The 12548-nt window shown below is 75.0% G+C and carries 10 protein-coding genes; 4 read left to right on the top strand and 6 right to left on the bottom strand.

Annotated elements, in window-relative coordinates:
- Positions 1–8 precede the first annotated feature (8 nt).
- The 4 genes from IE219_RS31975 to IE219_RS25715 all read left to right on the top strand — a co-directional run bounded on the left by IE219_RS31975 (position 9) and on the right by IE219_RS25715 (position 4433).
- Positions 9–911, top strand: a complete 903-nt coding sequence (locus IE219_RS31975; protein ID WP_229850001.1) for an NTP transferase domain-containing protein — start codon at positions 9–11, stop codon at positions 909–911.
- Positions 908–2290, top strand: a complete 1383-nt coding sequence (locus tag IE219_RS25725; protein WP_229850000.1) for a molybdopterin molybdotransferase MoeA — start codon at positions 908–910, stop codon at positions 2288–2290. Before IE219_RS31975 ends, IE219_RS25725 begins: the two co-directional genes overlap by 4 nt.
- On the top strand, positions 2278–3369 hold the full coding sequence (locus IE219_RS25720) for a potassium channel family protein (RefSeq protein ID WP_189981662.1): 1092 nt from the start codon (positions 2278–2280) through the stop codon (positions 3367–3369). Before IE219_RS25725 ends, IE219_RS25720 begins: the two co-directional genes overlap by 13 nt.
- 83 nt (positions 3370–3452) lie before the next feature.
- Positions 3453–4433, top strand: a complete 981-nt coding sequence (locus tag IE219_RS25715; RefSeq protein ID WP_189981660.1) for an NAD(P)H-quinone oxidoreductase — start codon at positions 3453–3455, stop codon at positions 4431–4433.
- Positions 4434–4604: 171 nt separating this feature from the next.
- Here the strand turns inward: IE219_RS25715 and IE219_RS25710 are convergent, their stop codons facing one another.
- The 6 genes from IE219_RS25710 to IE219_RS25685 all read right to left on the bottom strand — a co-directional run bounded on the left by IE219_RS25710 (position 4605) and on the right by IE219_RS25685 (position 12428).
- Positions 4605–5159 (bottom strand): bacterial proteasome activator family protein, encoded by a 555-nt coding sequence (locus tag IE219_RS25710; RefSeq protein ID WP_189981658.1) that lies wholly within the window; start codon positions 5157–5159, stop codon positions 4605–4607.
- A gap of 122 nt (positions 5160–5281) precedes the next feature.
- Complete coding sequence (locus IE219_RS25705; protein WP_189981656.1) at positions 5282–8137, bottom strand: ABC transporter permease family protein; 2856 nt, start codon at positions 8135–8137, stop codon at positions 5282–5284.
- The gene (locus IE219_RS25700) at positions 8134–8877 is read right to left on the bottom strand and encodes an ABC transporter ATP-binding protein (protein ID WP_189981654.1); all 744 of its coding nucleotides are present in this window, start codon (positions 8875–8877) and stop codon (positions 8134–8136) included. The genes IE219_RS25705 and IE219_RS25700 overlap by 4 nt, the downstream gene beginning before the upstream one ends.
- 207 nt (positions 8878–9084) lie before the next feature.
- Positions 9085–9780: a PadR family transcriptional regulator gene (locus IE219_RS25695; protein WP_189981652.1), complete on the bottom strand. Its 696-nt coding sequence runs from the start codon at positions 9778–9780 to the stop codon at positions 9085–9087.
- Between the two features lie 96 nt (positions 9781–9876).
- Complete coding sequence (locus tag IE219_RS25690) at positions 9877–10677, bottom strand: hypothetical protein (RefSeq protein WP_189981650.1); 801 nt, start codon at positions 10675–10677, stop codon at positions 9877–9879.
- A gap of 131 nt (positions 10678–10808) precedes the next feature.
- Complete coding sequence (locus IE219_RS25685; RefSeq protein WP_189981648.1) at positions 10809–12428, bottom strand: protein kinase domain-containing protein; 1620 nt, start codon at positions 12426–12428, stop codon at positions 10809–10811.
- Positions 12429–12548: the final 120 nt, after the last annotated feature.

Below are 12548 nucleotides of genomic sequence, written 5' to 3'. Positions count from 1 at the left end.
CTGCTGGGGTGACCACCGCACATGACGCCGTCGTGCTCGCCGGGGGCGCCGCCCGGCGCCTCGGCGGCGTCGACAAACCAGGGGTACGGGTCGGCGGCCGGCCCCTGCTCGACCGGGTGCTCGCCGCCTGCGCCGGGGCGGGCCGCACCGTGGTCGTCGGCGCCCCCCGCCCGACCGTCCGGCCCGTCGGCTGGACCCGCGAGGAGAACCCCGGCTCCGGCCCCGTGGCCGCCCTCGACGCGGGCCTCATGGCCCTCCACACCCCCGCCACAGGGGCCCCGACCGGGTCCCCCGCCGAGGTCCTGCTCGCGCTCTCCGCCGATCTGCCCTTCCTCGACGGCTCCACCGTCCGGCGGCTCCTCGCCGCCCTCGACGCGGACCCGGAGGCCGAGGCCGCCCTGCTCACCGACGCCGGGGGCCGCCGCCAGCCGCTCGTCGCCGCCTACCGCACCGGCCCGCTGCGCCGCGCGCTCGACACCGCGCGCGCCGCGCACCAGGGCCTCGACGGCCTCCCCCTGCGCACCCTCACCGCCGGACTCCGCCTCGTCGAGGTCCCGGCCGACCCCGCCGCACCGCTCGCCTCCTTCGACTGCGACACCTGGGAGGACATCGCCACCGCCCGTGCCCGGATCAGGGACCATGGTGCCGTGCTGGACGAATGGATCACCGCAGTCAAGACCGAACTGGGCATCGACCTGGACGTCGACACCGGCGTCCTGCTCGATCTGGCCCGGGACGCCGCCCACGGCGTCGCCCGCCCCGCCGCACCCCTCACGACCTTCCTCGTCGGCTACGCCGCGGCGAAGGCCGCCGAGGAAGGTACGGCCCCGGCCGAGGCGGTCGCCGAGGCCGCCCGCAAGGCCGCCGCGCTCGCCCAGCGATGGGCGGCCGAACAGGACGAGGCCGGATGACGCCCGGACAACCCGCCCCCGTGCCCGCGCCCGCGCGGGACCCCCGCCACGACGGCCACGGAACCGGCCATGGAACCGGGCACGGAACCGGGCACGGGCATCGGGACCGGAGCGAGGGCCGGGACCACGAGCACCATCGGGCCACCCCCTGGTCCGAGGCGCGCGCCGTCGCCGCCGGGGCCGGAGCCGGGGCCCGTACGGCCGCCGCCCGCCCGCCCGTCCGCGTACCGCTGGACCGGGCGCTCGGCCGCACCCTCGCCGAACCGCTGCGGGCCCTCACCGACCTCCCCTCCTTCGACGGCTCCGCCATGGACGGCTGGGCCGTCGCCGGACCCGGCCCCTGGACCGTCCGCGCGGAGTCCGTCCTCGCCGGGCACGCGGCGGCCGGGGCCCTCGCACCCGGCGAGGCGGTACGGATCGCCACCGGCGCCCGCGTCCCCGCCGGCGCCACCGCCGTCCTGCGCACCGAGCACTCCCGCACCGAGGACACCGCCTCCCCGGCGCGGCTGCACCCGCTCCGCGAGGTCGTCGCCGGGCAGGACATCCGGCCCCGGGGCCAGGAGTGCCGCGCGGGCGACGAACTGCTGCCCGCCGGGTGCGCCGTCACCGCCGCCGTCCTGGGCCTCGCCGCCGCCGCCGGCTACGACACCTGCGCCGTGCTCCCCCGGCCCAGGGTCGAGGTCCTCGTCCTCGGCGACGAACTGCTCTCCGCCGGACTCCCCCGGGACGGCCTCATCCGGGACGCGCTCGGCCCGATGCTCGGCCCCTGGCTGACGGCGCTCGGCGCCGAGGTCGTCGGCACCCGCCGGATCGGCGACGACGCCGAGGCCCTCCACGCGGCCGTCACCGGCTCCGCCGCCGACCTGGTCGTCACCACCGGCGGCACCGCCGCCGGGCCGGTCGACCACGTCCACCGGGTCCTCGACCGGGCCGGGGCGACCCTCCTGGTCGACGGGGTGAAGGTCCGCCCCGGCCACCCGATGCTGCTGGCCCGCCTCGACGCCGCCCGCCACCTCGTCGGGCTGCCCGGCAACCCGCTGGCGGCCGTCTCCGGCCTGCTCACCCTCGCCGCGCCCCTGCTGACCGCCCTCACCGGCCGGGCGCCCGCCTCCCCGGCGGAGGCGGCCACCGCCCCCCTGCGCGAGGCCGTCCAGGGGCACCCGTACGACACCCGGCTCGTGCCCGTCGTCTTCCGGGACGGGGGCCTCGTACCCCTGCGCTACAACGGGCCGGCCATGCTGCGCGGCATCGCCGCCGCGCACGCCCTGGCCGTAGTCCCGCCCGGAGGCGCGCCGTCCGGCAGGGAACCGGAGACGCTCGCCCTCCCCTGGCCGACGGCCGACCGGCCGCAGGCCACCGAAGGAGCATGTTTCACGTGAAACTCCCCAGCCGTGACGTCATGGCCCGCAACGCGGACGAGAAGGTCACCGGCTCACGCATCCGGCTGCCCCGGCGGAGCGTCGACCCGCTCCGGCAGGTCAGCCGCCGCATCCTCATGGCCCTCGGCGTGCTCCTCCTGACGGTGCTCATCGTCTACGCGGACCGCGGGGGCTACCACGACAACGCCGATGAGACGCTCGACTTCCTCGACTGCGCCTACTACGCGACCGTCACCCTCTCCACCACCGGATACGGCGACATCGTCCCGTACAGCGACTCCGCGCGGCTCGTCAACATCCTGGTGATCACGCCCCTGCGCGTGCTGTTCCTGATCATCCTGGTCGGCACCACCCTTGAGGTCCTCACGGAGCGGACCCGGGAGGAGTTCCGGCTGAAGCACTGGAGGTCCAACTTGCGCGACCACACCGTGATCGTCGGCTTCGGAACCAAGGGGCGGTCGGCGATCCAGACCCTCTGCGCCACCGGGCTCCGCAAGGACCAGATCGTCATCGTCGACCCTTCCAGCAAGGTCATCGAGGTGGCCAACATGGACGGCTTCGTCGGCGTCGTCGGCGACGCCACCCGCAGCGGCGTCCTGCTCCGGGCCGAGGTGCAGCGGGCCCGGCAGATCGTCATCGCCACCCAGCGCGACGACACCGCCGTCCTGGTGACCCTGACGGCCCGCCAGCTCAACCGGGGAGCGAAGATCGTCGCCGCCGTCCGCGAGGAGGAGAACGCGCCGCTGCTCCGCCAGTCCGGCGCCGACGCGGTCATCACCAGCGCCTCCGCCGCCGGCCGGCTGCTCGGCCTCTCGGTGCTCAGCCCCAGCGCGGGCACCGTCATGGAGGACCTGATCCAGCAGGGCTCCGGCCTCGACCTCGTCGAGCGCCCGGTGACCAAGGCCGAGGCGGGCCGCAGCGTCCGGGAGACCGAGGACCTGGTGGTCAGCGTGCTGCGCGGGCACCGGCTGCTCAGCTACGACGACCCGGCGGCCAGCCCGCTCCAGCTCACGGACCGGGTCATCACCATCGTCCGGGCCGCCCCCGTCACCCCGCTCAGCACCCCGCCGGAGGACTGACCCGCCCGGCCGGGGACGGACCCGCCGACGGACGGCGGCTCCCCTCCCGGACCGCGGCGCGGGGCGGGAGTAGCCTCGCCGCCATGTATGCGATCACGATTCCGGAACCCGGCGGCCCCGAGGCCCTCGTCTGGGCCGAGGCGCCCGATCCCGTGCCCGGCGAGGGCGAGGTCCTCGTCGAGGTGGTGGCGAGCGCCGTCAACCGCGCCGACGTCCTCCAGCGGCAGGGCTTCTACAATCCGCCGCCCGGCGCCTCGGTCCACCCCGGTCTGGAGTGCTCCGGCCGGATCGCGGCCCTCGGGCCCGGGGTCTCCGGCTGGTCGGTCGGCGACGAGGTGTGCGCGCTGCTCTCCGGCGGCGGCTACGCCCAGCGGGTCGCCGTCCCGGTCGGGCAGCTGCTGCCGGTCCCGAAGGGCGTGGACCTGGCGACGGCGGCGGCGCTCCCGGAGGTCGCCTGCACGGTCTGGTCCAACATCTTCATGATCGCCCACCTGCGGCCGGGCGAGACGCTGCTCGTGCACGGCGGGGCCAGCGGCATCGGCACGATGGCGATCCAGCTCGGGAAGGCGGTCGGTGCGAAGGTCGCGGTCACCGCGGGCAGCCCGGAGAAGCTGGCCCGCTGCGCCGAGCTCGGCGCGGACGTGCTGATCGACTACCGCACCCAGGACTTCGTCGAGGAGCTGGACGCGGCCACGGACGGCGCGGGCGCGGACGTGATCCTGGACATCATGGGCGCCAAGTACCTGGAGCGGAACGTGCGGGCCCTGGCGGTCAGCGGCCGCCTGGTCGTCATCGGCCTCCAGGGCGGGGTCAAGGCCGAGCTGAACCTCGGCGCGCTGCTCGCCAAGCGGGCCGCCGTGATGGCGACGACGCTGCGGGCCCGCCCGGAGCAGGAGAAGGCGGCGATCGTCGCGGCCGTCCGCGAGCACGTGTGGCCGCTGGTGGAGGGCGGGGCGGTCCGTCCGGTCGTGGACCGGACGCTGCCGATGGCGGACGCGGCCGAGGCGCACCGGATCCTGGAGTCGGGCGCCCACGTCGGCAAGGTGCTGCTGCTGGCGCCGTGACACGGGCCCGCCCACCGGAGGGGCCCGGCGGGCGGGGCCGTACGCCCTGGAGTCCGGCGGGCAGGACCGTACCGCCCCCAGAGGCCCGGCGGACCGGCCCGCACGGCGAAGGGGCCCGGCAGACGCCGGGCCCCTTCGGACACTCATCGTTCGACGTGCGACGACACGGCCCTACAGGTAGGGCCCCGAACCGGTCGCCCGGCCGTGCCCGTGTCCGCGCGGGTCGTCCTCGTCGTCGTGCGAGGCGCCGGGCGGCAGGGCCCGCCGCATCTGCTCCAGCTGGGCGCGGGCCGCCATCTGCTGGGCGAACAGCGCCGTCTGGATGCCGTGGAAGAGGCCCTCCAGCCAGCCCACCAACTGGGCCTGCGCGATCCGCAGTTCCGAATCCGAGGGAATCGCCTCGTCGGTGAACGGCAGGGACAGCCGCTCCAGTTCCTCGACCAGTTCCGGCGCGAGGCCGTCTTCCAGCTCCTTCACGGAGCTGGCGTGGATCTCCTTCAGCCGGACCCGGCTGGCCTCGTCGAGAGGTGCCGCCCGGACTTCCTCCAGAAGCTGCTTGATCATGCTGCCGATCCGCATGACCTTCGCAGGCTGCTCGACCATTTCCGTCACCGGGACCTCCCGGAACTCGTCGCCGCTCTGGGCGTCGCCGAGTGCCATTCCGTCCTGTCCCACGATGAGGACGGGGGGGCTCTCCGGCGACCTGTCGTTCCTCGGCATCTCCATGCCGCCATTCTCTCGCACACGTGCTTCCCCACCAGGTGTGCCCGGGGCGGAGGGAGATCATCCCCCCTGCCCCGGGCACGTTCCGGACACGAAAGGTCACGCGGGCGGCCGCGCCAAGACCATCAGGTCGCCTCGCGGCGGGCCACCGCTCCCTTCGACCGGGTCACCAGGGCGGCGAGCAGGGCCGCGCCGAGCGGGACGAGGACGAGGAGGCCGGTCAGGGTCTCCCACGGGATCACGATCGGCACCTTCGGCGGAGTGCCGGTGCCCCAGCCCTCGGCGAGGTTCTGCTCGTAGAAGCGGAGCTGCTGGCGCCCCTCGGTGAGCCGCAGGCCGACGGCGGGCAGCAGGCCGGCGGCCGTGCCGAGGACGACGCCCATGGCGGCGACCACCCCGCACTGGAAGCCGCTGAGGGTGCGGCGGACCCGGGGCGGGGCGCCGACGGCGGCCAGCGTCTTCAGGTCGGCCTCGGCGTCGGCCTGGGCGAGGCCGGTGGCGATGCCCGCGGCGCCGATGGTGACCAGGCCGGCGAAGACGGTCAGCGCGAGCAGGACGATGCCGCTCTCGGGGACGTACCCCTCCTCGACGGTGAGGTCGATCCCGGCGCCGATCTTGGCGATCTCGGCGTCGAGCTTCTGCCGCTGCTCGTCGCCGGGCATCTGGTCGGTGCTGAAGTAGGCGCCGACGGGGACGGTGTTCAGGCCGGCGGCCTTCGCGGTGGCCGGGGTCATGAGGATCTGGAGGCCGTACGCGGTCGGCTTGCCCGGCACCAGGTAGGAGGGGACGGCGCTGACCTCGCCGGGCACCGGGCGGTTCTCCATGGCGGCCTTGTCGGCGGCCTCCGCGTCGGTGATCTTCTTGACGGCGACGGTGCCGTTCTTGTCGACGAGCGACCGTTGCAGTGCGACGGCCTTGCCCTCGTCGAGGGCCTTGGCGGCGCCCGGGTCGGTGATGCCGAGGACCTTCAGGAGCTTGGCGTCACCGACGAGGAGCCCGCCGTCGACGTAGAGGCTGCCGCTGTTGCCCTCGGAGCAGCGCCAGTCGTTCAGGACCAGGTTCCGCCGCTGTTCGGGGGTGAACTTGTCGGCGGGGTCGCTGCCGTCGGGGTTGGTCACCCACAGCGGGCACTGGTTGGCCTGCGGGACGACGACCTCGTACCGGCCGCAGCCGTTCCCGCCGCCCCAGGAGGGGCAGTTGGAGCGGCCGACGACGATGCGGGAGACGTCGGCGCGGGTGTCGACCGGCAGGTAGCGCTGGACGGCCTCGGCGACGGCGGGGACGTCCCGGCCGCCCTCCTCCATCTGGAAGAAGGAGACGGCGCCGTGCGGCAGGGAGGCGGTGTACTCGGCGTTCTGCTGGGCCTCCCGGCTGGCGGCGTAGGTGGTGACGGCGACGGTGCCGGCGACGGCGGCGAGGACGGCGGCCACCGCCGGAGCCGTACGGCCCCGGTTGCGGACGGCGTCGCGCAGCGCGAGCCGCGGCGAGAGCGGCAGCCAGCGGCCGGCCCGGCCGAAGAAGCCGACCAGGGCGGGGGTCATCGCGACGACGCCCAGCTCGGCGAGGGCGGAACCGGCGGCGACGAGGACGACCTGGTCGCTGACGACGGAGCCGTACAGGGCGACGGCGGCGCCGAGGAGGAACGCGCCCAGCCCGATCAGGGGCAGCACCTTGCTGGTGGAGCGGACGCCGCGGCGGCCGGTGAGCGAGGCGAGGACGGTCTGCCGGGAGGCGGTGACGGCCGGGACGACGGCGGCGAGCAGGCCGGTGAGGACGGCGAGCATCGCGATGCCGAAGAGCTCCAGCGGCCGGATGTCGAAGGAGCCGAACCGCTGGCCGATGTACTCCTCCAGGAAGGGCTGGAGGGCCAGGGTGAGGGCCAGGGCGAGGACGGTGCCGATGACGGCCGCGGCCACGCCGATGACGAGTCCGCCGCTGAGCACGATGGCGCGGATGTGGCTGCGGGCACCGCCGTTGGCGCCGACCAGGCCGAGCTGGCGGCGGGAGCGGCGGGCGCCGACCGCGAAGGCGGGGCCGGCCAGCAGACAGATCTCCAGCATCGCCAGGCCGACCACGGTGGCGAGGGAGGCGAGCAGGGCGGCGTCGGCGGCCGGACTGGAGGCGTAGTCGCCCCAGCCCTTGATCTGGTAGAGCGGCACCTCGGAGTCGGCCGGCGGGTCGAGCACCACGGCCCGCGAGACGACCATGACGCCCCGCTGGTTGATCTTCTGGACGTCGTTCCACGTGAAACCCGAACCGTTCTTCACCAGGTAGGTGGTGTACAGCTCGGGCGCGAGCGCGCCGGACTTCTCGGCGGCCTTGGCGTAGTCCTGGAGGAAGGCGCCCGGAAGGGCGGTCACCTCGGCCTCGTTGAGCGCGTTCGGCAGCTCGTAGGAGCCCACGATGCGGTACTGCCGGTCGAAATTGCGAGCGGAAACGGTGGAGCCGACGGTGAGGCCGCTCTGCTCCAGGAAGGCGGAGGTGGCGGTGACCTCGTCGGCCTTCTCCGGGTCGCGGCCCTCCAGGAGGGTGCTGAGGCCGCGGGCGATCGGGTCGCTCGCCTTGAGCTCGCGCACCTCGGTCTGGAGCAGGCCGTGGGCGGTGGTCAGCTTGGCGCGGCCGTGGGTGACGGTGATCCAGGTGGCACCGGCGGGGATCGCGGCGGCGACGTCGCCCTTGCCGTCGGGCCAGGCGCCGTCGAAGTCCTTGGCCGGCCGGTAGCTGTCGCCGGAGGGGCTCTGGAGGATCGGGGTCCCGGCGAACCCGGTGTCCTGGAAGGACGCGTCGGCGGTGCCGATGGTCCGCTCCAGCTTCTCGGCGGGCGAGAGCTCGGAGCTGCGGTAGGTGAGGTCCACGGCGCTGACGCCGAGGATGGGCAGGGCGATCATCGACAGGACGAGGGCGCTGCGGCCCTTGGCGCGCCAGGCGTCGCGGCGGGCGATGCGGACGGCCGCCCGCCAGGAGTGGAACCAGGTCTTCACGCGTCCGCCACCCGGCCCGTGAGGAGGGAGTCGGCCTCGCTGCGCACGGTCTGGTCGACGATGGCGCCGTCGCGGAGGAAGACGACCCGGTCGGCCCAGGCGGCGAAGCGCGGCTCGTGGGTGACGAGGACGCCGGCGGCGCCCGCGTCGCAGCGGGCGCGGAGCAGGGCGAGGACGGACTCGCCGGTCTCGGAGTCGAGGGCGCCGGTGGGCTCGTCGGCGAGGACGAGGCGGCGGTCGCCGACGAGGGCGCGGGCGATGGCGACGCGCTGCTGCTGGCCGCCGGACATCTCGTCGGGGAAGCGGTCGGCGAGGTGGCCGAGGCCCATCTCCTCCAGCGCGGCGAGGGATTCGACGCGGGCCTTGCGGGCGGAGACGCCGTCGAGCTCGCGCGGCAGGGAGACGTTCTCGGCCGCGGTGAGCGCGGGTATGAGGTTGTAGTCCTGGAAGACGTAGCCGATGCTGCGGCGGCGCAGGGCGGCGAGTTCCTTGCGGCCGGCGGTGGTGATGTCGGTGTCCTCGACGATCACGCGGCCGGAGGTCGGGACGTCGAGGCCGCCGGCGATGGTGAGCAGAGTGGACTTGCCGGAGCCCGACGGCCCCATGACGGCGACGAGTTCGCCGGGGTGCACGTCGAGGTCGATGCCGCGCAGGGCGTGCACCTCGGTGGCTCCGGATCCGTGGACCCGGGTCAGGTTCTGCAGGCGCAGCACGGGCTGCGGGGTGAGCGGTGTGGACATCGAGAGTCCCCCCTAAGGCGCGCGTGGGCGCGCGGCGAGCGGTGAACACGGCCGTCCGGCCCCGAGGGGCGTCCGGCCGGGAGAGTGGTCGAAGAGTCCGCGAGAGGTCCGCGGCGGGTGGAGCGAGTGGGTGGAGCGGGCCGGTGGAGCGGGCCGGTGGAGAGGAGAAGACGGAGAAGCGAGTGGTACGGGGCGCGGGGCCCGTGGTCAGCGGGTCCGGCGCGCGCCCGGCGCCACCGGCGCCCCGCCCCGCCCGGCCCCGGCGCCCCCGGCCCCGTCCTCGGACCCGGTCGCGGGCCGGGGTCCCGGGTCGGGGCCGGGTTCGGAGGCGGTGGCGGGCCGGGGGGCGGAAGCGGCGGAGGCGGAGAAGCGGATCAGCCGGGACTCGCAGTGGTCGAGCCAGCGGGCCTCGGCCTCGGTCTGGAAGATGAGCTGTTCCAGGACGAGGAGCCAGGCGACGTCGTCGCGCTCGTGCGTCCCGCCGCTCTCCAGGGCGGTGAGGGCCTGGGCCTTGAGGCGGGTGTAGTCCTGCATGGCCTTCACGGTGTGGCGGCGCTGGGCCTGGATGACCTCGCTGATGTCGACGCCGGGGGCGCCGACGGCCATGGCGAGCTTGATGGAGAGCTCGTCACGGGCGGGGCTGGCGCGGTCCACGGGCTTCTCGAACCAGGTGTGCAGTTCGTCGCGGCCGGCGTCGGTGATCGCGTAGAGCGCGTGACCGGCGCCGTCCTCGCCGTTCTGGGCGACCAGGCCGTCCCGTTCGAGCCGGCCCAGGGTCGTGTACACCTGGCCGACGTTGAGCGGCCAGGTGGAGCCGGTGCGGGATTCGAACTCGGTGCGCAGCTGGGAGCCGTAGCGCGGCCCGTGTTCGAGGAGGGCGAGGAGCCCGTGGCGGATCGACATACTCAGTATGTATACCGGGTATGCCGAGCGGGACAACCATCGGGAGGGGGATGTGGAAGATCCCCCTCAGGGAGGACCGGGCGGATCCGGAAGGAGTCAGCGGCGGCGCAGCCGCACCCCGAGGAAGCCGATTCCGAGCCCCGTCAGGGTCAGTCCGATGCCCAGGGTGAGACCGGGAAGTCGCTGGTCGGAGAGGGTTTCCGGGGTGCTCGGGGGGAGCGTGGGGAAGGCGGCGGGGAGGTCGGCGGGGGCCGGCCGGGAAGGGAGCCCGGCGTCCTCCCGGGGTACCTCGGCGGCCTCCTCCGAGGGGCGCCCGCCGTCGGATTCTGTAGCGGTTCCGTCATCTGCGGGGGCGTCCGCGGGGGCCTCCTGGGCGTCGTCCGGCGGTGCGGCGGGCTCGCTCCGGCCCGGTCGGGCCAGCCCCTCGCCCGCGGTCCGGCCGGCCAGCGAGGGGGTGTCGCTGGGCTCGGGCGCCTCGCTCGGCGCGGGCGCCGGTGCGGGCAGTCCGGCCCGGGGGGTGCCGGTCGGGGTGGGCGGCGCGGGTGCGGTCCCGGTGGGGGCGGTGGGGGGCGCGGGGGCGGTGGTGCCGGGGGCGGCACCGGTCCCGGTGGGCGCGGGCGCGGGGGGCCGCCCGGTCCCGGTGGGAGCTTCCGTCCCGGTGGGCGTGGTGGAGGGAGAAGGGGCGGAGGGTGCGGAGGGGGTGCCGGTGGGTCCGGCGGCGCGGGCGCTCGGGGTGGCCGGGACGGGGTCCTCGGCGTGGGCGAGGGGGGCGCCGGTGAGCCCGTACAGGGTGACGGCGCAGGCCAGGGCGGTCCTTCGGGGCGCGCGGCGGGCGCGTGGCCGTCTCCGGCCGGTGCCACGCCCGCTCCTGCCCGTCCCGCCGCGTGTGGGAGTCACCGGGGAACCCTCCCTGCCGTGCCGCCGAGGTGTCCGATTCAGCGTCACATATCGGGAGGAACCCGGCATCCGGACCGGGGCGGGAGCGCCCCGTCCGGGTGGCGGCCGGGGGCCGGGCGGCCCCTGACCCGCTACTTCGCCGGGTTGCCGGTGGAGATCTCCAGGGTGAACTCGGCGTCGTCGGGACCGATCTCGGTGCCGGCCGGCGGGTACTGGCTGAGGACCGTGTCCTCGCCGTAGGTGATCTCGTCCACCGGGGTCTGCTTGGTGATCTTCCAGCCGGCGGCCCGGACGCAGTCCTTCACCGAGGTGAGGTTCTTGTAGGTGAAGTTCGGCACCTCGAACTTCTCGGGGTCGCTGCTCGACTCCCGCGGCTGGGTGCACTTCTTCGTGTCGATGGTCTTCGTCAGGTCCGGGCCCTTGTGGCCGGGGGCCTCGGTCGGGTTCTGCTGGGTCTGCTGCGTCCCGCCGCCCGTGCCGCCCGCCTCGGTGCCCGGGGGGTCCTTCTTGACGAGGGCGTAGACCAGGCCGCCGACCGCGATCAGGGCGACCAGGACCGCGCCGACGACCAGCGGCATGCTGCGGCGCGAGCCGCCGCCCGAGGAGGGGGCGTGCACCGGCGCGGGCGCGTACGAGACCGGCGGCGGGGTCTGGAAGGCGGGCGCGGGCGTGGGCGCCTGCTGCGGGTAGCCGTAGGAGGGCGCGGGCGCCGGGGTCGGCGGGCCGTACGGGTGGGGCTGGTACGGCTGCTGCACGTGCGGGGCGGCCGGCGGCGGGGTGCTCTGGCCGACCGGCGGGAAGACCGCCGAGCCGACGCCGGCGCCGCTGTTGACCGGGCCGCCCGCGACGATCGCCGGAGCGGCGGACTGCCCGGCGGCCAGCACCCGCAGGCACTCGTCGCGCATGACGGCGGCGCTGGGGAACCGCTCGTTCGGGTTCTTCCGCAGGGCGCGGGCGACCAGCGCGTCCATCGCGGGCGTCACCGAGCGGTTGACGGACGACGGGGCGACCGGCTCCTCCTGCACGTGCGCGTACGCGATGGCGAGCGGCGAGTCCGCGTCGAAGGGCAGGCGGCCCGTCAGGAGCTGGAAGAGCATGATGCCGACCGAGTAGAGGTCGGACCGGGCGTCCACCGGGCGGCCCAGGGCCTGCTCCGGGGAGAGGTACTGCGGGGTGCCGACGACCATGCCGGTCTGCGTCATGGACGTCACGCCGGACTGCATGGCGCGGGCGATGCCGAAGTCCATGACCTTGACCACGCCGCGCTTGGTCATCATCACGTTGCCGGGCTTGATGTCGCGGTGGACCAGGCCCATCTCGTGGCTGACCTCGAGGGCGGCCAGCACGTCCGCCGTCACCTTCAGCGCCTTGTCGGCGGGCATCGCCCCGTACTGGCGGACGTCGGAGGCGAGCACCGAGCCGAGCGGCTGCCCCTCCACGTACTCCATGACGATGTACGGCATGAGGCCGCCGTCGAGGGTGTCCTCGCCGGTGTCGAAGACGGACACGATGTTGGTGTGCGAGAGCTTCGCCACGGCCTGCGCCTCGCGGCGGAACCGCTCGCGGAAGGACTGCTCGCGGCCCAGTTCGCTGTGGAGCGTCTTGATCGCGACCTGGCGGTCGAGCGCGCTGTCGTACGCGAGGTGGACGGAGGCCATGCCGCCCTCGCCGAGGAGGTCGCGCAGCTGGTAGCGGCCGTTCGCGACCGAACCGCCGGTGTAGCGGCCTCCCTGGGCGCCGTCGTGGCTCATGTGTGCTGTCCCCCTGCGCCCCGCGGCGTCGGTCCGTCGGTGTTCTCCGGCCGGCCGCGGTTTTCCGGCCGATTCTGCGCCAAGTCTGCCCCAGGCCCCTGACACGTCAAGCCGAGTGCC

Source organism: Streptomyces termitum, from assembly GCF_014650175.1.
Lineage (GTDB): Bacteria > Actinomycetota > Actinomycetes > Streptomycetales > Streptomycetaceae > Streptomyces > Streptomyces termitum.
This window is presented reverse-complemented; position numbering and strand designations above follow the sequence as displayed.

What these genes read in the sequence shown, in the direction of transcription:
- IE219_RS25720 (WP_189981662.1), top strand. Translation starts at nt 2,278, where the DNA reads ATGTTTCACGTGAAACTCCCCAGCCGTGACGTCATGGCCCGCAACGCG.
- IE219_RS25700 (WP_189981654.1), bottom strand. Translation starts at nt 8,877, where the DNA reads ATGTCCACACCGCTCACCCCGCAGCCCGTGCTGCGCCTGCAGAACCTG.
- IE219_RS25715 (WP_189981660.1), top strand. Translation starts at nt 3,453, where the DNA reads ATGTATGCGATCACGATTCCGGAACCCGGCGGCCCCGAGGCCCTCGTC.
- IE219_RS25725 (WP_229850000.1), top strand. Translation starts at nt 908, where the DNA reads ATGACGCCCGGACAACCCGCCCCCGTGCCCGCGCCCGCGCGGGACCCC.
- IE219_RS25710 (WP_189981658.1), bottom strand. Translation starts at nt 5,159, where the DNA reads ATGGAGATGCCGAGGAACGACAGGTCGCCGGAGAGCCCCCCCGTCCTC.
- IE219_RS25685 (WP_189981648.1), bottom strand. Translation starts at nt 12,428, where the DNA reads ATGAGCCACGACGGCGCCCAGGGAGGCCGCTACACCGGCGGTTCGGTC.
- IE219_RS25695 (WP_189981652.1), bottom strand. Translation starts at nt 9,780, where the DNA reads ATGTCGATCCGCCACGGGCTCCTCGCCCTCCTCGAACACGGGCCGCGC.